At 34.3% G+C, this 21,326-nt stretch carries 16 protein-coding genes; 3 read left to right on the top strand and 13 right to left on the bottom strand.

Features of this window, described 5'->3' with window-relative positions; all coding sequences use genetic code 11:
- Positions 1 to 147 precede the first annotated feature (147 nt).
- The 8 genes from RT99_RS01035 to RT99_RS01070 form a co-directional block, all read right to left on the bottom strand.
- Positions 148 to 855 carry an NUDIX hydrolase gene (locus RT99_RS01035; RefSeq protein WP_042562882.1) on the bottom strand — a complete coding sequence of 236 codons (708 nt, stop codon included), beginning with the start codon at positions 853 to 855 and terminating at the stop codon, positions 148 to 150.
- Positions 856 to 893: 38 nt separating this feature from the next.
- Positions 894 to 1,928, bottom strand: coding sequence for a glycoside hydrolase family 43 protein (locus tag RT99_RS01040; protein ID WP_042562883.1), 1,035 nt, complete (start codon positions 1,926 to 1,928; stop codon positions 894 to 896).
- 25 nt (positions 1,929 to 1,953) lie between these two features.
- Positions 1,954 to 3,387 (bottom strand): MFS transporter, encoded by a 1,434-nt coding sequence (locus tag RT99_RS01045; RefSeq protein ID WP_042562909.1) that lies wholly within the window; start codon positions 3,385 to 3,387, stop codon positions 1,954 to 1,956.
- Between the two features lie 280 nt (positions 3,388 to 3,667).
- Positions 3,668 to 4,783 (bottom strand): endo-1,4-beta-xylanase, encoded by a 1,116-nt coding sequence (locus tag RT99_RS01050; protein WP_042562884.1) that lies wholly within the window; start codon positions 4,781 to 4,783, stop codon positions 3,668 to 3,670.
- Positions 4,784 to 4,914: 131 nt separating this feature from the next.
- Positions 4,915 to 6,084, bottom strand: coding sequence for a mannonate dehydratase (gene uxuA / locus RT99_RS01055; protein ID WP_117614783.1), 1,170 nt, complete (start codon positions 6,082 to 6,084; stop codon positions 4,915 to 4,917).
- A gap of 117 nt (positions 6,085 to 6,201) precedes the next feature.
- A complete protein-coding gene (locus RT99_RS01060) occupies positions 6,202 to 6,939 on the bottom strand; it encodes an SDR family NAD(P)-dependent oxidoreductase (protein ID WP_042562886.1) in 738 nt (245 codons plus the stop codon).
- A gap of 18 nt (positions 6,940 to 6,957) precedes the next feature.
- A complete protein-coding gene (locus RT99_RS01065) occupies positions 6,958 to 9,120 on the bottom strand; it encodes an alpha-glucuronidase family glycosyl hydrolase (RefSeq protein ID WP_042562887.1) in 2,163 nt (720 codons plus the stop codon).
- 302 nt (positions 9,121 to 9,422) lie between these two features.
- The gene (locus RT99_RS01070) at positions 9,423 to 10,454 is read right to left on the bottom strand and encodes a LacI family DNA-binding transcriptional regulator (protein ID WP_042562888.1); all 1,032 of its coding nucleotides are present in this window, start codon (positions 10,452 to 10,454) and stop codon (positions 9,423 to 9,425) included.
- A 232-nt stretch (positions 10,455 to 10,686) separates the two neighbouring features.
- Here RT99_RS01070 and RT99_RS01075 point away from each other — a divergent pair, with 232 nt between their 5' ends.
- Positions 10,687 to 13,308 carry a glycoside hydrolase family 3 C-terminal domain-containing protein gene (locus tag RT99_RS01075; RefSeq protein ID WP_042562889.1) on the top strand — a complete coding sequence of 874 codons (2,622 nt, stop codon included), beginning with the start codon at positions 10,687 to 10,689 and terminating at the stop codon, positions 13,306 to 13,308.
- A 105-nt stretch (positions 13,309 to 13,413) separates the two neighbouring features.
- Here RT99_RS01075 and RT99_RS01080 read toward each other — a convergent pair whose 3' ends face one another.
- Both RT99_RS01080 and RT99_RS01085 read right to left on the bottom strand, forming a co-directional pair.
- On the bottom strand, positions 13,414 to 14,088 hold the full coding sequence (locus tag RT99_RS01080; protein WP_042562890.1) for a DUF1080 domain-containing protein: 675 nt from the start codon (positions 14,086 to 14,088) through the stop codon (positions 13,414 to 13,416).
- Between the two features lie 245 nt (positions 14,089 to 14,333).
- Positions 14,334 to 15,164 (bottom strand): M57 family metalloprotease, encoded by an 831-nt coding sequence (locus tag RT99_RS01085; RefSeq protein ID WP_042562891.1) that lies wholly within the window; start codon positions 15,162 to 15,164, stop codon positions 14,334 to 14,336.
- A gap of 530 nt (positions 15,165 to 15,694) precedes the next feature.
- Between RT99_RS01085 and RT99_RS01090 the strand changes: the two genes are divergently transcribed.
- On the top strand, positions 15,695 to 18,427 hold the full coding sequence (locus RT99_RS01090) for a S8 family serine peptidase (RefSeq protein ID WP_042562892.1): 2,733 nt from the start codon (positions 15,695 to 15,697) through the stop codon (positions 18,425 to 18,427).
- 17 nt (positions 18,428 to 18,444) lie between these two features.
- Here the strand turns inward: RT99_RS01090 and RT99_RS01095 are convergent, their stop codons facing one another.
- From RT99_RS01095 to RT99_RS01105, 3 genes are all read right to left on the bottom strand, one after another.
- On the bottom strand, positions 18,445 to 19,062 hold the full coding sequence (locus RT99_RS01095; protein WP_042562910.1) for an alpha/beta hydrolase: 618 nt from the start codon (positions 19,060 to 19,062) through the stop codon (positions 18,445 to 18,447).
- A gap of 16 nt (positions 19,063 to 19,078) precedes the next feature.
- A complete protein-coding gene (locus tag RT99_RS01100) occupies positions 19,079 to 19,369 on the bottom strand; it encodes a GNAT family N-acetyltransferase (RefSeq protein WP_042562893.1) in 291 nt (96 codons plus the stop codon).
- Positions 19,370 to 19,456: 87 nt separating this feature from the next.
- Positions 19,457 to 20,395, bottom strand: coding sequence for a ring-cleaving dioxygenase (locus tag RT99_RS01105; protein WP_042562894.1), 939 nt, complete (start codon positions 20,393 to 20,395; stop codon positions 19,457 to 19,459).
- A 255-nt stretch (positions 20,396 to 20,650) separates the two neighbouring features.
- On the opposite strand from RT99_RS01105, the gene RT99_RS01110 reads away from it, so the two are divergent.
- On the top strand, positions 20,651 to 21,307 hold the full coding sequence (locus RT99_RS01110) for a DUF6766 family protein (protein WP_042562895.1): 657 nt from the start codon (positions 20,651 to 20,653) through the stop codon (positions 21,305 to 21,307).
- Positions 21,308 to 21,326 lie beyond the last annotated feature (19 nt).

The raw sequence follows: 21,326 nt of genomic DNA on the forward strand, positions 1-21,326 counted from the left end.
TGTCCCTCCGGGTCGGGCTATTCGCTGCAAGTCCTCGCACTTCCTTCGTCAGGCTGTGGGCTTTCCACTACTATCCCTCACGCAAACGTTACAACAAACCAGACAAAACACTATTTTTTTATAAACCTATTTCGATTAAGCACTTCTTTAAAAATTAAAATTGATTTCCCTTTGCGATAAAACTTCATGATGCTGCAAATTCAAACTGTAAAACCTTGCGGCTCTGTGTGAAACATCTTCTTCCTTTTCATTGGAGTCATGTACAATTCCTGTCTGCAATAACTTTCTTCTAAAATTTGATTTATTAATCTCGATTCCTAAAATTTCTTCATACAAATTAATAACCTGCAAAAGGGTAAATTTTTCCGGCAATAAATTAAATCCAACGGCGCTTTTGCAGATATTTTTGCGTAATTCTTTTAAGCTAAAATCTAATATTACTTTGTGTTTATCGTTTAAACCGATAATTTCATTAATGCCAATCCATTTAACGTCAGCATTAAACAAATCATCTTTGCTGTTATCGCGTTTTACCAAAGCATAATAAGCGATCGAAATATCTTCCTGTGACGAAGAGTCAGACTGATAGCTAAACGCCTTTAATTGCTCTAAGAAAAATTGATCGCCGTTAATGTAATTTTCCAAAATATTATGGGCTGTACTCAAAATTGTTTCCCCTTTTTTGATGTAATCATTGGCCAGTCCCCACGTTATAACTCCTTCATTGTCTTGCTGTTTTACTAATAAAACATTAAGACTGTTATTTTCAAAATTGAATATGACACAATCAATTTCTATTTTGTTTGTAATATATTGTCTGGCGATTTTTCTAACATTTTCATCTCCCTTTTTCATAGAAAATAAAATTTAAACATATTACTTTTTCCTTTTCCTTAATCTCCTGATCTTCTGATCCCGTACGGATCTATTGTAATAATTGAACCATCTTCGAGATAATCAATTTTAGTTACTTTCATACTTCGCAAATGCGTTACGCCTTTTGATAAACTCGAATCGTGGTAAAACAAATACCAATCATCCTCAACTTTACAGATAGAATGGTGCGATGTCCAGCCCACAACCGGATTCAAAATGCGCCCTTGATACGTAAACGGCCCATACGGACTGTCTCCAATCGCGTAACAAATAAAATGCGTATCGCCTGTTGAATACGAAAAATAATATTTGTCATTGTATTTATGCACCCAGGAAGCTTCAAAAAAACGTCGGTCGTTGTCTCCGGCTAATAAAATTTCTCCGTTTTCATCAAGGATTTTAATCTCTTTTGGTTCTTCAGCAAACTCCAGCATATCGTCTGTAAGCAAGGCTACAATTGGTCCTAAAGCAGGTTCATTTGCAAGAGGTTCTTCCTGATTTGAATCGTAGGTATTGTTTCTGTATTTTTGAAGCTGTCCACCCCAAATACCTCCAAAATAGATATAATGTTTTCCGTCGTTATCTTCAAAAACAGCCGGATCAATACTATAACTTCCTTTAATAGCTTCAGGTTCAGGTAAAAATGGTCCAACTGGTGAATCGCTTATCGCAACGCCAATCTGAAAAATTCCGTTGGCACGTTTCGCCGGAAAATACAAATAAAACTTTCCGTTTTTACAGGCCGCATCCGGTGCCCACATTTGTTTTTCGGCCCAGGCCACATCATCAACATGAAGCGCAACTCCGTTATCAACTGTTTCTGCATTAATGTTTTCCATCGAAAAAACATGGTAATCTTCCATTCCAAAATGGTCGCCATTATCGTTAAACGGAATCCCGGCATCAATATCATGCGACGGATAAATATAAATTTTACCATTAAAAACATGCGCCGACGGATCTGCGGTATAAATATGCGAAACCAAAGGCTGCGAAATGGCTTTTTTATTAATTTGCTCGAAATTAATTTGTTCAGTACTATCTTCAGGCATAGTCGTTTTTGTTTTTATAAAATAATTAAGTTCTTCTTTCTTTTAAATCAGATTCAATCTGCACTTCCATATTTTTATCGATTTTATAGAAAAATAATAGCGCAACACCAATTAAAAAAGGTATCGCGGGGAAAATACTCACCAATAATTTGATTCCGTTTATAGCAATCGCGGTTTGACCCGAAGCATTTGGCACATAATCAAAAAAGCCTAAAAATGAAGTAGTTAAAGCTCCACCAATACTCAATCCGGCTTTTAAACCCACCATCATGGCCGAGAAAATAATAGCCGTTGCACGACGGTTATTCAGCCATTCTGAATAATCGGCAACATCTGCAATCATCGCCCACAAAAGCGGAATCGTTATTCCGTAGAAAAATCCGTGCAGTATTTGTGAGAAAAACATAAAGCTGATGGCGTTTGCCGGAAAGAAATAAAATGCAATAATAAATAGGGTCGAAATGAATAAAAACAATCCGAAAATATTTCGTTTTCCGTATTTATCAGCCAGACTTTTAGATAAAGTTATTCCAACAATCATGAAAATAATTCCGCCAGCATTAAACAATCCGAAACCGGCAGAAACAGGATCGCTCCCAAAGTAATTCAGTTTTAAAGTGGATAAAACATCCAAAATGGGCTGGATAAAAATCGCCAGCTGATCTTTGTCTACATAATTTTCAAAATAATATACATACGAACCGCCTTTCATTGCCAAAGTAATGAATACCAATGTGGTAAGACTTAGCATAATAATCCACGGTTTGTTTTTCATCAAATCGCTTAAATCTTCTTTTATGCTTGATTTTTGTTCCGGTTTTGGAATAATACGTTCTTTTGTAGTTAAAAATGTGATTAACAACATGATGGTTCCGATGATCGCTAAAACGGTCATTACCTTTTCGATACCAATGGCTTTGTCGCCATTTCCGGCACTTTTAATAATGCCCAGCATAAAAACCTGAACGAAGAATTGCGCAAACATTACAGCCACAAAACGATACGCCGACATGCTGTTTCTTTCGCCCATATCGCCTGTAATAACTCCGCTTAAAGCAGAATATGGCAAATTATTACTCGCATAAAAAAGCAATAATAAAGTATAAGTAACAACGGCATAAATTACTTTTCCGTGATAAGAAAAATTGGGCGTTGTAAAAGCCAGTAAGGCAATCGCACCAAGCGGAATTGCAGTTATTAAAATCCAGGGTCTGAATTTCCCCCATTTTGTACGGGTTCTGTCTGCCAAAACACCAATAATCGGGTTGAAAACAAAAGCCGCAATTAAGCCCACGACTAGCATAATTATAGAAGAATCTGTTGGCGATAAGCCGTAGATATCTGTATAAAAATAAGCGAGATACGTCATCAGGGTCTGGAAAACCAAATTTGCCGCGAGGTCACCTAAACTGTAGCCGATTTTTTCTTTAATGGATAATTTTTGTGAAATATAATTCATTCTTGGTGTGGTTATTTTTTTAGTTAGTTGATTCCTGAAAAGGTATCTATTTTTTATCATTTCGAGAAACAAAAATAACATACTGAGAGCGACGCACTACATGACTACATTATATGATTTCTCGTTCCCCGAAATGACAAATTTCTTAAAACAATCGGTTGTGTAAAATTATATAAAAAAACAGAATTCGCAAGTGCGTATTTAATTATTTCATTAAATCAAACAAAATACACATTCGGTTGTGTACTTCGCAAAAAAAAGTTTTTTTTACGAGAAAATTTTATTGTTTTATTTCTTTTAATTGGATTACGCTGTTGTACGCTTTTTTGGGCTTTAAGTCTCTATCAAATAACAATGGGTAATTTGTCCTACCTTTTATAGGCCAGTCGTTTAACCAGGACTGCCCATCATGAACGCCCCAAAACGTAACACGGCTAATTTTGTCTTTATGTTTTAAAAATAATTTAAAAATCGAAGCATAACGTTCCGCCAGTTTAACCTGCACAGAATCCGGAAGTGTTTTAGGATATGGATTCATTTTAGGATCTCCTTCAAATTTTTGGTTTACATCGGCACCGCTAAAATCCTTTGGATTTGGTAAAACCGAAATATCAAGTTCTGTAAAAGCAACCTTGATACCAAGGGCAGAATATTCTAAAATACTTTTTTCAATTTCTTCTAATGATGGATAACCCAATTTCCAATGCGCCTGAATCCCTACTCCATCAATTTTGCCTCCGCCTGCCTTGATTTTTTTAATTAATGCAATATTTCCTGCTCTTTTTGCTGGTTCTTCATTATTATAATCATTGTAATACAAATCAACTTTAGGGTCTGCAGCGGCAGCCAATTTAAAAGCGTCTACAAGATATTGCTCTCCAAGTTTGTCCAGAAAAATTGATTTTCTTAAAGTTCCGTCTTCGTTTAAAGCTTCATTCACCACATCCCACGAATCTATTTTGCCTTTGTATTTGGAAACAATTGTCGTGATATGATCTTTCATGAAAGCTTTCATTTCTGTGCTGTCCTTAATTTTTTGCATCCATGGCGCCAATTGACTGTGCCAGATTAAAGTATGGCCGTGAATGAACATTTTGTTCTTTTCTCCGTAAGCAATAAATTTATCCGTAAGGACAAAGTCGTATTTGTCTTTTTGTGGATGAATAAACATCGATTTCATGATATTTTCCGCTGTAATCGCATTAAATTCTCTTTCGATTAAGGAATCTTCGTTAGCGTTTTTTTCTTCAATTTGATCGGCGCTTAGAGCTGTTCCAATATAAAAATCATTTTTATAGCTGTCTTTTAAAGAAACAACTTCTTTTTCTTTTTGTGCATTACAGCTGTTTAAAACTACAACAGACAAAAGCAGTAGAGAGCGGTTAAGTAATCTCATTTGATGTGGTTTAAGGTTAATAGTTAGTTGTTAGTAAATTCTTGCTTCTTTATTCTTGCTTCTTTATTCTTACTTCTTTATTCTATTTTCTAAACTCTTTCTTCTCAATTCTTACCTCCTTCAATCATGGCTTACGCCAATTCTTTCAGCTTATAAGCAATACCCATTTCTAATCCTCTTAATTCAGCAAGACCTTTCAATCTTCCTGTTAAAGAATAGCCGGGATACGTTTCTTTGTCTTTATCCACTTCATGCAAAAAACCGTGATCGGGACGCATTGGCAAACTTATTTTTGTGGAATTCATGAGCAGTAAAATTTTCTCGACAATGCTGCCCATTTTCGTATCACCGTTCAAATGTTCTGATTCCCTGAAAATAGTTTCGCTTTCGCGGAAGGTGTTTCGAAGATGCAAAAAGTGAATCCTGTCTCCGAAATCATCGATAATTCTCTCCAGATTATTTTTCGGATCTGCTCCCAAAGAACCTGTACAAAAACATAATCCATTCGAATTAAAAGGAACAGCATTCAAAATGGTTTTTATATCTTCTTCGGTAGAAACAATTCTGGGCAATCCCAAAACCGAAAACGGCGGATCATCAGGATGAATGGCTAATTTAGCATCATGCATTTCAGCTACCGGAGCAACTTCTGATAAAAAATAATTCAGGTTTTCTCTTAGTTTTTGATTATCAATATTGGCATAATTATCTAATAAAGAGAGGATTTGTTCTGCCGTAAAATTGATTTTACTTCCAGGCAATCCCAATAAAACATTCTTAAAAAGTAAGTCTTTTTCGTCTTCAGAAAGTTTATCTCCAAACTTTAATGCATTTTCTTTTTCTTTATCAGAATAATCATTTTCAGCATTGGGTCTTTTCAGCAAAAAAACATCAAAATAAATAAAAGCTTCCTGATTGTATAATAGTGCTTTGCTCCCATCTTTATTAATAAAATTGTGCTCTGTTCGAACCCAGTCCAAAATTGGCATAAAATTATACGTGATGATTTTAATACCGCAATCTGCCAGATTTTTGATGCTTATTTTATAGTTTTCAATGTATTGCAGATAATTTCCGGTAGCGCGTTTTATTTCTTCATGAACCGGTAAACTTTCTACAACTGTCCAATCTAAACCTGCGTTTCTTATAATTTGCTGTCTTTCTTTAATATCTTCAACCGTCCAGATCTCGCCAACGGGAATTTGATGCAAAGCGGTAACAATTCCGGTTGCTCCGGCTTGTTTTATATCTAATAAACTTACGCTGTCATTTGGTCCAAACCAACGCATTGTTTGCTGCATTTTTATCATACTGAGTATTTTTTTTTAATCTCGCAAAGTCGCAGAGTCGCAAAGTTTTTTCTTTTTTAAGCTTTATTTTAAATAAGTTGGTGACTTTGCGAGCAATTTCATAGGTTCTTAAAACCCAATACTATTTCCACCATCAACAGGCAAAACAGTTCCGGTTGTGTATTTTGATTCGCTTAATGCGAAATAATAAACGGCATCTGCAATGTCTGATGGTTCTCCTAAAAAGCCCATTGGCGTTCTTCCCAAGACTTTATTTTTTCTTTCGGGATCATTATCAAGTGCTGCCGAAGACATTTTGGTTTTTATAAATCCAGGCGCGATGCAATTGACACGAATACCAAACGGCGCCAATTCTACTGCCATCGCTCTGGTCATTGATTCGATTGCGCCTTTACTAGCCGAATAGGCAATTACTTTTGGAATCCCGTATTGTGATGCCATCGAACTGATATTGACGATGCTTCCACCGTTATTTTCTTTCATGTTTTTTACAACAGCTTTACTCACAGCAAAAACGCTTAAAAGATTAGTATGAATTACAGATAGAAAATCTTCATCAGTAACATCTGTAAATTCTTTTTTCAGATTAATTCCAGCGTTATTTACCAAAATATCAATCGAGTTTTCTTTGGTTAGCTTTTCAATCATTTCCGGAATTCCGCCCAAATCATTTAAATCGTAAATAACCGGAATGGCATTTTCGCCAATTTCCTTACAGGCATCTTCTGTTTTTTCTTTTGATCTTCCAACTATATAGGTTTTAATGCCGTTATCGCATAATTTCTTTGCTGTTGCAAAACCCAAACCCGAATTTCCTCCGGTTACAATTGCTGTTTTTGTGCTCATATTTTTGTAATTTGAATATTAATTTCCCGGTGCAAAAGGAAATTTTAATGATTTAAAATAGTCCAGAGACTGTGTTGGTTTTTCGACGCCTAAAGGTAATTCCTTTTTTGAATATTGTTGAAAATACAGCAGACACGCATCCCGCCACCATTTTGCTTCTTTGTGCTGAATTTCTAATAACATCTGCACTTCTTTAAAACGTTCATCATCAACATATTTCTGCGTTTTATTCCAGATATTTTGCATTGCTGCAACCTGATTTACACCTTCCTGATATTTTAAAGCTAAACCATTCCAAAGCGTTTGTCCGTTTTTCAATTTATAATCCCAGGAAACGTGATGAAACCATAACAAATCTTTTTCGGGACAAGTTTCGAGATTATCGAACATTTTCTCCACTTCGGGGGCGTATTGCGCTGTGGCGTTTGTTCCGGTTTTTGATCGGTCGAAACCAATTCCGTTTTTATCTGCTTTATGATAATAAACGGGATTCCATTCTGGTCGTGACAAGTTTGAAACCCACGGACCCGGACCGTAATGATGCCCCGTATCCATAATGTGATGCAAACCAAGCGGTGTCATATAATTTACAACAGCTTCGCGCGAATCCATCATCATTTCTTTTACTGGTTTTATGAAATTTTCATCGTTAGAGAATGTACATCGAAGCCACTCATCGGCAATTGTTTCTGAATCTAAATAGGGATTCCACGCCAATCTTCCAAAGCCATACCAATTTGCCTGCGCAAAAGGATGTCCCGTCCAGTTTAAATCATTTCCGATGTTGGAAACACCTGCAATTCCGGTTAATTTTGTTTTGTTTAAAGAGCCGTCGATGACTTTGGCAACGGTTGTTCCTTTTCCTTTTTGATAGGTATCTGATTCTAAAACTTCCTGAAATAATTTTGGCAGAAAAACCAAATGCGTACTAAAACCCAGATATTCCTGAGTGATTTGGAACTCCATCATCAAAGGTGTTTTTGGCATCGCACCAAACATGGGATGAAAAGGTTCACGAGGCTGAAAATCAATCGCTCCGTTTTTTACCTGAACAATTACATTGTCTTTAAATTTTCCATCATAAGGCACAAATTCGGCGTAAGCTTGTTTGGCTCTGTCGTTTGCATCATGTTCAGAATAGACAAAAGCACGCCACATAATGACACCTCCAAAAGGTGCAACGGCATCGGCAAGCATGTTGGCGCCGTCTACGTGATCTCTTCCGTAATTTTGCGGCCCGGGTTGTCCTTCAGAATTTGCTTTCACCAGAAATCCACCAAAATCGGGGATTCTTTTATAAATTTCTTTGGCTTTATTTTTCCACCAATTAATGACTTGGGCATCTTTTGGGTCGGCTGTTTTTAAACCTCCAATTTCGATTGGTGCTGAAAATCTTGCTGTTAAATACACTTTTATTCCGTACGGTCTGAAAACATTGGACAAAGCTTCCACTTTTTCTAAATATTGCGGTGTCAGGATTAAAGCGTTTGCATTTACATTCGTCAAAACCGTTCCGTTAATGCCGATTGAGGCATTTGCACGCGCGTAATCAATATAACGCTGATCGATAAAATCAGGGAGTTTTTGCCAGTTCCATAACGAAAATCCGGCGTAACCGCGCTCTACAGTTCGGTCAAGATTATCCCAGTGATTTAGTATTCTGATGTTTGTTTTTGGTGCATCAGTAATATTTAAATTTTGAATGGGTTTATTGGTTTGCATCAATCTCAAAAAGCTATAAACGCCATATAAAACGCCAACATCTGTTTTACCTGTAATGACAAGGTGGTTTTTATTTTTTATGGAAATAGATTTAATAATAAAACCTTCGTCATTTATTTGATCGAAATTCCCGATTTCCTTTTGAATTTCAGAAGTTAGAAATTCTTTTGAACTTATTATAATATTATGATCTCCTGAAATTGCTGATTTATTTTCAAATTTCTTTCCCAACATTTCATACAAACCTGATTGCAATTCTGTAAAGGCAATTTGTGAAGTTTCCGATTTTCCCAGAGAAACAATTTCCTCAATGTTAGAAAGATATTCTGTTTTTAAATTAGCGTCATCAACATTATTGTATTGCAGCCATAATTTGTAATCTTTTTGAGCTGATGAAGACCAGCAAACTACAAAAAACAGTAAAATAGATTTGAAAAAAGTTTTTTTAATATATGTCATTTTGCTTTTCTATCAATTTAAATTTAAAATGCAAATCAGTAATTCTATTCAAAATCATATTATTTAGCAAAAAAAGTGCTAAAAAAATATGTTATTATAAAAAATAAGTTATTTGCAATCGGTTGTGCTAAAATACAAAAATATGGGAATAAAAAAATAAAAATTGATTTTTTTTAATTCTGATTAGCTTTTTAAAAATAGAAAATGAGATCCTTAGCAAGAAGAATTATGAAAGAATTCGACATAAAAAAACCTATCAATATTGAAATTAACAGGTTTATAAAATAGTAAAAAAAGAGAATCTAAATTCTCTTAGAAGATTCACGTATAAGGACTTGTGTATTTAAAAATGTAATTTCTTTAGCATCTTCTTCCTTAACCGATTTTAGATTTTTAATAATGAGTTCGGCTGCGGCTTTGCCCATTTTTTCGGCCGGATGCGTTATGGTAGAAATGTTTGGTTCAATAATTTTAGAGATTGGATCGTCGTTAAAACCAATTACTGCAAACTCTTCAGGTATTTTAATTCCACGCTTTTTTGCTGTCTGCACCGCACTTACGGCAAGAATATCCCCAGGCGCAAAAAGACCATCAGGACGGATTTTTAAATCAAATAATTGATTACAAGCTTTTACGCCATCTTCATACGTCATTTCTTTCAGGTTTATAATCAGCTTTTCGTCAACAGGAAGTTCGTGCTCTATTAAAGCATCCATATACCCCCTTTTTCGCTCATTATAAAGTGTACCAAATTCTGATCCGGCAGTTAAATGCGCGATTCTTTTACAGCCTTGTTCAATAAGATGTTTTGTTGCTTTATAACCTGCGAGATAATTATTGATTACAACTCTGAAAGTATCATAATCTCTGGGAACCCTGTCTACAAATACAAGCGGAATATTGTTATTCGAAAATTGTTTAAAATGTGAAGTGTCTTTTGTTTCCATCGCAAGTGAACAAATAACACCGCTTACCCTGTTGCTGTATAAAGATTTAGCTAAATTAACCTCCATCTCGTAGGAATCATGCGACTGCATAATAAGAACTGAATATTCAGATTTTTGAGCTGTGATTTCGATACCACTAATTAAAGAGGATAAAAATGGCTGTGTTACTGTTGGAATTAAAATACCAATAGTCCTTGATTTATTTCCACGCAAACCCGCGGCCAAAGTATTAGGTACAAAACCCATTTCTTTAGCTGTCTGCTTAACTTTTTTTATTGTCTTATCACTAATAGTATGATGATCTTTTAAAGCTCTTGAAATTGTTGATGTTGCAAGATTAAGCTTCTCTGCAATATCATATATCGTTACATGTCTGTGTTCTTCCATCATTAAAGTACTAAGATCGTAAATGTAATTATTTTAATGATACATTAATACATTCTGGAAGCATTTTGCATATTACAAGCACCTAATTGATTACCTGATATCATCTCATTTTTAAAAAAATGTCACAAAACATAATTTTTTTATTTTAAAAAAAAGTTATTCCTTTACACAATCGGTTGTTTGAAAACAAATTATAATGCTGTATATTTAATTCTCCAAAACAAAAAAGCTTATGAGATCATCAAAATTCAAATACATATTACTACTGTTTATAACTTCTTTTTGCTTCGCACAAGAAAAATCTGGAAAATTTCTATTTCAAGATCCAAACCTGACGTTTGAAGAACGAGTAAATGATCTGGTAAGTCGCTTGACTTTGGAAGAAAAAGTATCACAGATGCTAAATTCATCGCCGGCAATTCCCCGTTTGGGAATAATTGCTTACGACTGGTGGAACGAAACCTTACACGGCGTTGCAAGAACTCCTTTTAAGACAACGGTTTATCCTCAGGCAATAGCGATGGCGGCAACATTCGATAAAAATTCACTTTTTAAAATGGCCGATTATTCTGCTTTGGAAGGAAGAGCTATTTATAATAAAGCTTTAGAATCAAACAGAACCAACGAGCGTTATTTGGGACTTACCTATTGGACGCCCAATATTAATATTTTTCGCGATCCGCGTTGGGGACGCGGTCAGGAAACTTATGGCGAAGATCCCTATTTGACCAGCATTTTAGGTGATTCATTTGTAAAAGGACTTCAGGGCGATGATCCTAAATACTTAAAAGCAGCGGCTTGTGCCAAACATTATGCGGTACACAGCGGACCGGAATCATTGCGCCATACCTTTGATGTTGATGTTACTCCTTATGAACTTTGGGATACTTATCTTCCTGCTTTTCAAAAATTAATAACCGGATCAAAAGTGGCTGGCGTAATGTGTGCTTACAATGCTTTTAGAACGCAGCCGTGTTGCGCCAGTGATATTTTAATGACTGATATTTTACGCAACCAATGGAAATTTGATGGCTACGTAACCTCTGACTGTTGGGCAATTGATGATTTTTTCAAAAACCATAAAACGCATCCTGATGCCGAATCAGCTTCGGCAGATGCGGTTTTTCACGGTACTGATATTGACTGTGGTACCGATGCTTACAAAGCTTTGGTTCAGGCGGTAAAGAATGGAAAAATTAGTGAGAAACAAATTGATATTTCCGTTAAAAGACTGTTTATGATCCGTTTCAGGCTCGGAATGTTTGATCCTGTTACAATGGTTAAATATGCGCAGACACCTGCTTCTGTTCTGGAGAGTCCTGAGCATAGCCAGCATGCCTTAAAAATGGCCAGACAATCAATGGTTTTGTTACGCAATGAAAAAAATACCCTGCCATTGAGCAAAAAATTGAAAAAGATTGTGGTTCTTGGTCCCAATGCAGATAATGCTATCTCAATATTAGGTAATTACAACGGAACTCCAAGCAAATTGACTACGGTTTTAAATGGTATTAAAGAAAAACTGGGCAGTAGTACAGAAGTTGTCTACGAACAAGCAATTAATTTTACCAATGACACTTTATTAGTATATCAAAATCTTAAAAATCAATACCATTACGAAGGAAAATCGGGGTTTAAAGCGGAATATTTTGACAATGTTGATTTGACGGGAAATCCTGCCGAAATAAGAATTGAACCAGAAATTAATAACTTTTGGCAGGAGGGCGAAGTTGTGGTCAAAAACATTAAGGCAAATCATTTTTCTGCTCGTTACACCACAAACTTTACTGCAGACAAAGACGGTTCTATAACCTTTGAACTCAGCGCTGATGATGGTTATCGTTTTTTAATTGATGGAAAAGAAGTGGTAAACGCCTGGAAAAAAAATCGATGGGGAGAAAAAACATTTCAATTAATTACCAAAAAAAATACAGTTTATAAGCTAGTTTTAGAATATTGGCAGGGCGAAGGAAAAGCAAACGTTGCCTTACGTACCGGAAACTTTGTAAAAACTGATTTTGCAAAATTAACTGACCGACATAAAGATGCAGATGCATTTATTTTCGTGGGCGGAATATCACCTCAGCTTGAAGGCGAAGAAATGCCTGTTAATTTTCCGGGTTTCGCAGGTGGTGACCGTACCTCGATCTTGCTTCCGGAAGTACAAACCCGACTAATGAAAGCACTAAAAACTTCAGGAAAACCAGTTGTTTTTGTGATGATGACCGGAAGTGCGATCGCGATTCCGTGGGAAGCAGAAAATATTCCGGCAGTACTTAATGCATGGTACGGTGGTCAGGCGGCAGGAACTGCAGTCGCTGATATTCTGTTTGGAGATTATAATCCGGCGGGAAGACTGCCTGTTACTTTTTACAAAAGCGATTCAGACTTGCCTGCTTTTGTTGATTACAGCATGGATAATAAAACCTATCGTTATTTCAAGGGCACGCCGCTTTATGGTTTTGGATATGGTTTGAGTTATACTTCTTTTAAATATGATCCATTAACGATTCCTTCTAAAATAAAAAAGAATGAAACTGTTCCGGTCTCCGTAAAAATAACCAATACCGGAAAAATGGAGGGTGAAGAAGTTGCCCAATTATATATCATCAATCAAAATACAAACATAAAAACACCACTGAAAAGTCTAAAAGGATTTGAAAGGCTTAATTTAAAACCGGGCGAAAGCAAGATCATAACCTTTACTCTTTCTCCTGAAGATTTGTCTTATGTGACTGCCGAAGGGAATTTACAACAATATGAAGGTAAAGTTAAACTTGCCGTCGGCGGTGCTCAGCCAGATGAAAAAAATCAAATAAAAAGTAATATTGTATCTCAAATTATTCAGATATAAAAATAAAAATCGAATTAAGCTGATTATATAACTATTTTATGTTCCGAATATTAAAATACGGTTCCTCTGGCATTCTGTGAATTTTGAGGGACCGTTTTTATTATCTTATTCTTTTATCATAATATTACGAAACCATACTTTATTTCCGTGATCCTGCAAAGCTATTTTTCCTTTTTTGAATGTGCCAAAACCAGGCCATCCTGCAAATTTACTTCCCTCGATCAATTTATTAAAATTAGCATCCCAAAGTACCGTCTCAACTACTATAATCCCATTTAGAATTAGTGTTAGTTTTCCTTTTTTGCTTATCACTTCTGCAGTATTCCATTCTCCAACTTTTTTTACAGGTTCTGATTTACTTTGAATCAAGTCGTATAAATCTCCCGCACGGTGTTTGGTGATTTTTCCGTCGGGATGACCGTCATTGTCCAAAACCTGCATTTCAAGACCTGTACTGTATGTGTTTTGATATTTTAAAGGATCTTCATTAACATAAAAAATAATACCGCTGTTTCCGTTTGGCGCTATTTTCCAATCTAATTTCAAATGAAAATCTTCAAATTCAGTGTCTGTTACTAAATCCCCTCCTTCTCCATTTGCGGCTGCATCAGGATCAAAATACAAAAATCCATCTTCTACTTTCCATCCGGCTCCTGCCGAATTTTTACCATAAGAATGCCAGCCTTTGGTAGTTTTTCCATCAAAAAGCGGTTTAAAACCTTTCTGTGCATGAATCTGTAAAAAAGATAAAATCAATGCTGCAATTATAACTTTTTTCATTTGTTTAAATTATTTATTTATATCAAAACAGTTTTCTGAAGTTCTTCCTGGGATTTTCCTTTCATTTCAGGCACTATAAAAATAACAAGTTTCAGGAGAAATTAGAAAATTGAATAACTAAAAGACACTTTATATTATTAATTAAAAATAATACGAAATCAGGAAATACATCCAATAAAAATAGAGGCTGCTTCACAATTGTGAAACAGCCTCTTATATTTTGTAAGAGAACTCTAATTCAACTTCTAGTATAAATAATTAAGAGCTGTAACGTCGTTAGAATTGAAAGCCCCTGTTACGCTTGAACTGAAACATGCTAACATGTAAGAAGTAGAATCGTATCCTGAAGGTGTTCCAGGAATTTGAATTGCTCCAACGCCAGCTGTTCCCTCGTTTGAATTTTGTCCACAACTTTGACGGCTGAACCAGTCTGTATGACGTAAACCAATACAGTGTCCGATTTCGTGTGCCGCTACGTGTGCGTTTACATTTGTTGAATAAGTATCTAATCCAGAATATAATGTAACTGAATTATAAGGATTCCCTCCTGAAGGGAAACCTGCTACTCCACCGGCAGATCCGGTTTGTCTTCTTACAACAATGTTTGCACCTGAAGTACTTGAACTAAAGGTTAGTGTAAAGTTTATTGATAATCCTAAGTTATTGTATCTGTTGATTGCCGCTTGCAATCCATTCCGCATATTTGTTGACAGCGCTGATGTACCAGTCCCTGTTAACCCAACAACTCTAATTGTTCTTGGTGCAGATACTAAATTAGTCGTACGGTACTGTTCTGTAGTAATACCACCGTGAAGATCCATTTTGTTTAATTGATCTTGTGTAATGATAATATCTCCTTCTATCAGGAACGCATCCTCGGTAGTACCATCTAATTTAGTATTCTTAATCACCTGAACATCTGATGTATTTAATGAAAGTGAACTAATTTTATTTAACACCTCTGGTGTTACTTTAAGGGATCCTTGATTAGATTGAACTTGCTCATCTTCTTTGTTACAAGAAAACAGCGTTAGCGCTATAAATGACAAGGCTACAATTGATTTAATTTTTTTCATAATAAGTTTTTTGGTTTGTTAAATTAAGTTGATAAATAGGGGTTCTTTTACAAAATATTGTAATACTTATTACCAAATTTATATAATTTTTAATCTTAAAATACTTATAAAATAATAATTTAACAAAATTAACATTTTTTGTTATATTTTTTAATAACATATTTTTAATAATAATTATCTGATTATTACTTCAGTCCCAGTAAAATCAATAACTGAATATAAATCAGACTATTAATACCTAATAGTATCGAAAATTATTTCTTTTCTAAAAGTGTTAGAAAATGTTTTTTACAATTTTGCATTCATTTTAAAATGCAAACAGGTTATAAAAGAAAATTGTTCTCCTACAGATTTAGATTATTGTGAATGAATAAAAAATCATAAAATTATTACAAATAATTTAATAACTTTGATTGACCTACAACGGATAAATATTTAAAATAGAAATCATTAATCACAAATTTCATCTGGCTTTATCTAAATTAAGATGAGCTGTAATAATAAGATAGTTGCCCTAACCTCTACAGTAAATGAAGAAACGAATTACTTTTCTCCTTTTTATGATTACGACAATTAGTTTCTCACAAAATTCTGAGAAATGGAAACGGTACATCAAAAAAGAAAATGAAAGTAAATTTGAGAAATACTTTTTTACATCTTTAGAAAATGCGCATCACAATAAATACAAGATTGTAAAAAAACTGGACAGTACTTTTTGTATTGTTGAAAATGAAAGTTTAAAATCGAATCAAACTTTTAAATCAGATCAAGCTTTAAAAAAAAATCTACCGGTAAATAATTTATGGAAATTACCTTCAAATTTTTCAGATCATAAAGAAGACAAGTTTTATACAATAGCAACAGATACTATCGAAGCTTTGATTACAGACTTGAAGTTATTGAACATTTCTGATATTAAAATACTGAACAATCATCTTGTAATTATAAAAAGTGATTCTAAAAAAATTGTTGATGAAATTATAGCGCTCAACAGTGTGTCTTCTATTTCGCAGGAATCGTTGCGGCCAAAAGGGGAATCTAAAATAATAGATCAAAATTTTAGTATCAATTCTATAAATAAAGCCACTACTAATTTTCCTCTTTTAACAGGCGAAAATCAAGTTGTAGCTATCAAAGATGATTTGTTTAATCTGGATGATATTGATTTATTAAATAAGCACATTCCTTCCTCAACACAATCTGCAATTGTATCGAGTCATGCAACGGCTATGGCGACTATAGTTGCTGGGTTAGGAAATAGTTCTGCATTAGGAAAAGGAGTTGCCCAAAAGGCTAAAATACAATCGTCTGACTTTTTGAATATTTATCCTGATGAAGTAACAACTTTACAAGGTGCTGCTACTCAAAATCATTCATACGGTACAGAAATTGAGAATTTTTATGGTTCACTTGCTAATGCTTATGATTCTCAATTGTTTTTAAACCCTGATTTGACTCATTGTTTTTCCTCTGGTAATAGTGGACTTCAGGGGTATAAATCTATTACCGGAAATTTTAAGCAATCCAAAAACAGCATTGTATTGGGCTGTATTGACCAAAACGAAGTAGTTATGCCGTTTTCTTCAAAAGGTCCTGCTTATGATGGTAGAATAAAACCTGAGTTAGTAGCTTATAGCACACAAGGAACTTCAAATTCTACAGCACTGGTTACAGGAATTATTACGCTTATAAAACAGCATTATAAAACTATAAACAATAGTTTTTTGACTAATGCCCTAACAAAAGCCATTTTAATTAATAGTGCAAAAGATTTAGGCAACCAGGGTCCAGATTTTACTTATGGTTATGGTAATATTGATGCTGATAAAAGTCTAAAAACAATCAGCGAAAACAGAATTCTATCAGGTAATTTGACATCTGGTCAGACAAATAAGCATACGATTACTGTTCCTGAAAATGTGAAAAACTTAAAAATTACATTAGTATGGAACGATTTGCCCGCTGCAATTAATAGTAATATAAGTTTAGTGAACGATTTAGACATGCAAGTTATTTCTGCCGACAATATCACATTTTTGCCTTGGATTCTTAACCCCGAGATTCCTGAGCAGCAAGCTTTAAGAGGAAAAGATAAAATTAATACTATCGAACAAATTACTATTGAAAATCCTGCATCGGGTTCAGTTTCTATCAATGTTTTGGGGTCGTACATATCAAATACATCTCAGGAATACGGTATCGCTTACGAATATGAATTGGAAAATCAATTTGAATGGAATTATCCTGTAATCAATGATAATTTCCCTTATGATGGAAAGACTATTTCTCCTTTCAAATGGAATTCTTCATTTTCCGATATTTCCGGAGAATTGTCTGTTAGTTATAATAATGGCGAAACCTGGGAAATTATAGCAAATAATATAAATCTGGATAATGAACAATTTACATATACGCCTAAAGAACAAAAATTTTCAAAGGCCAAATTAAAAATGACCATTAATAATACCGAATATATCTCTGACAGCTTTACGATTTCTTATGATTTAAACATCAGTACCAGTTTAGTTTGTGACGGCACAACAGAAATTAATTGGGACAAACCTGCCGATGTTGCTTCATTTAATATTTATCAATTAACAGGTGATCATTTAGAATTTAAAGAACAAACAACAAACACCAGTTATACTTATACTGATGGAAAAATCCACACGGTAATTCCTGTATTTGATAATACCGAAGGAATAAAAAGTGAGTCAACGTTACAATACACCGAAAACTCAAATTGTTATTTTGAGTTGACTTTGGCAGAAGTTTTTGAGGAGGATAAAGTAAAGATAGATGCCAGTCTTTTCAGTTTGTACAACATCAAAAGAATTGATTTGGTAAAAATAATTAATGATGTTGAAAGTGTTATTAGTACAATAAACGATATCAATTCAAAAACATTTTCTTTTTTGGATGCTGCCCCGATAAAGGGCAGCAATAAATATAAAATAAATATAATTTTAGAAAACAATAACGTAGTAAGTTCGCTAATTCTTGATACTAATTATTTAGGTGATGATTTGTTTTTTGTACACCCCACATCACTGAGCAAAAATGAAGAATTAAATATTGAAGCTAAAAAAGAAGGAAACGCTATTTTCTATCTGTACAACATTAGTGGACAAAATACTATTACTTCTCCTTTACTTTCTAAAACCAATACTATCCATCTAAAAAATACTGCATCGGGAATTTATATCTATAAAATAGTTACAAACTCAGGCGAAATGCAAACAGGCAAAATTGCAGTTTTTTAAGCTCTTGACACAGAATCTTACTTTGTAAAAACCAGATCATTAACCAAATCTATTTCGTCCTGGCTTATTGTATGTCCCATATTTGGATAGATTTTTTTTGTAACCAAAGCTCCCATTTTTTTAAGAAGCACTTCGGTTTCATTTACTCTTTCAACGGGAACATGAAAATCAGGATCGCTTGTTCCGATGAAAATCGGTGTGTTTTCGAAATTTCCTGAATAATGATTTTCATACACTTTATCACCTATAAGTCCACCAGTAAAAGCTGCTACACCGCCATATTTTGCAGCATTTCTGGCTGTAAATTCCAATGCAAGACAAGCTCCCTGCGAAAATCCGAGGAAATAAATGTTTTCTTTCTCAATTCCATTTTGCTGAACTGCTTCAACAACCTGAGCGATGGTTTCTAATGATTTTGAAAACGAAGGCTCATTCTCTTCAATCGGTACTAAAAAGGAATACGGATACCAGGTTCTGTTTTCTGCCTGAGGCGCTATTAATGCAAAATTTTCCACCTTAAGATACTTCGCAATCGAAAGAATATCGTTTGAACCTGCACCACGCCCGTGAAGCATAATTAATGCTTTTTTTGCTTCTTTTAAAGGCGTTCCTGCTGTTATATTTTCTAAATTCATGATTGTATTTTTTAAATTATTTTTTCCAGATATCCTGATATTCATCCGGATGTTTCTTGAACTGCGCATGTACATAAGGACAAAGTGGTAAAACCATCAAATTATTGGCACGTACATAAGATGTCATTTCATCCAAAAGCTTTTTTGCATAACCTTTTCCTTCAGCTTCAGGCTCAACACCGGTATGGTAAACAGTCAGTAAATCCGGTTTGATGCTTACTGTCATTTCTCCCAGTTTTTTATCATCAACATAAAGATTAAAAGCTCCATGTTTTTTCTCGTCTAATTCTAATTTTATTGTTTCCATAGTATTTTTTATTTATAAAATTAATTTACGCCTAATTTAAGCGTAAACTAATTTCATTTTTTTATTGATTTAAATATCTTTTAGTAATTAATTAATTTTAACCAAGTGCTTTTCAATGGCAGCTCTTTGTGATTCATATTGTGCCGGAAGTTTTAAGTTTTGTCCTAATTCTTCTAAGCTTTCATCTACTGTAAATCCGGGATTATCTGTTGCGATTTCAAACAAAACTCCTCCTGGTTCTCTGAAATATAGAGAATGGAAATATTGTCTGTCGATTTGTGGTGTAATTGACAATCCAAACTCTTCTATTTTTTCACGGAAGTGTATTAGAATTTCATCATTTTTCACACGGAAAGCCACATGGTGAACAGTTCCATTTGCATTTAAACCACGTTTTTCATCAGCCAATTCTACTAAGTCAACAATTGCGGCATTTTCTACAGCATCTGTTGCATAACGATAACGGTTTACGTCCTGATCAATTAATTTGTAACCAAATATTTCTGTTAAAACTAAAGCAGTTGGTTTAATATCGTTTAAAGTTAAAGTAATATTGTGAAAACCTTTTGTTGCAACATCCGCTTTTACTTCGTCAGTTTCCCAGCCTTTTCTGTTATCGTCTGTTTTAGATTCGATTAATTCTAATTTTAATCCGTCCGGATCTAAGAAAGTAAGATATTTTTCTCCGAATTTCTCAGCAGGTTTGTTATAAATTACATTGTACTGCTCAAAACGTTTCTGCCAGAAATCAAGGCTTCCTTTTGGAACAGAATATCCTATTTCAGTAGCCATTCCAGAACCTTTTCTTCCTTGCTGAATTCCTTCTCCCCAAGGGAAAAAAGTTAAAATTGTTCCTGCGCTTCCTACTTCATCACCAAAATAAAAATGGTACGTTCCCGGATCATCAAAATTCACTGTTTTTTTGATGAATCTTAATCCTAAGATTTTTGAGTAAAAGTCGAAATTACGTTTTGCGTCACCTGCAATTGCAGTAATATGGTGTAAGCCTAAAATTTTATTTTCCATGGTATTTTATGTATTAAAGTTGTTTTGATTTTCTTTTACAAATTTACTTCCGTTATACCTGTTTATCGATTAACCTAGATTAAGAAATGAAAATTGCTTAAAACTGTTGTTTTTCTTATTATATAATCAGTCGTGTTCTTAATAACTGAATTAACTTTTTGTAAGTTAATCTACCTAAAAATAATATAAATGATTACCCTAATTCTATAAAATGGAATCAATCGTGTTTCGGAAATTTGTGAAAAAGCAAGAAACATGAAAAACTTTTTACGAAATAACGGACTCAGTATCTGTTTTCTACTATTATTTTTCGGCGCATTAATCGGTCAAATATTTTTTGGGTTCGAAGAACATAATAAAGAATTGATTGAGGAAGGCAGTACTGCTATTACGCTTTCTTCTTATCTTATTTCAGGTCATTTTATTCAATCGACTTTTGAAAATTGGGAAAGCGAATTTCTACAAATGGCCTTGTTTGTTGTATTAACCATTTTTTTTATGCAGCGGGGTTCTTCAGAATCTAAAGACTTAGACAAAGAAGAAGAATTTGACAGAGAACCTTCGCCTACGCGAAAAGATGCACCCTGGCCTGTAAAAAAAGGCGGATGGATTCTTAAAATCTACAAACATTCACTTACGATTGTTTTATTGTTATTGTTTATACTTTCTTTTTGTGCTCATTTTTACGGAAGCCTTAAAGATGAAAATGAGCAGTTGGCCTTAAAAGGAATGCCTTTGGAATCTGCCTCTGATTATTTGGGAGATACGAGGTTTTGGTTTGAATCTTTTCAAAACTGGCAAAGCGAATTTTTATCTGTTTTTGCCATCGTAATACTTTCTGTTTATCTGAGACAAATTGGCTCTTCGCAATCTAAACCTGTAGATGCTCCTCATATGAAAACAGGCGAATAGCTCTATTTTTTTTGAAATA

Origin of the sequence: Flavobacterium sp. MEB061, assembly GCF_000834715.1 — a bacterium.
GTDB classification, from domain to species: domain Bacteria; phylum Bacteroidota; class Bacteroidia; order Flavobacteriales; family Flavobacteriaceae; genus Flavobacterium; species Flavobacterium pectinovorum.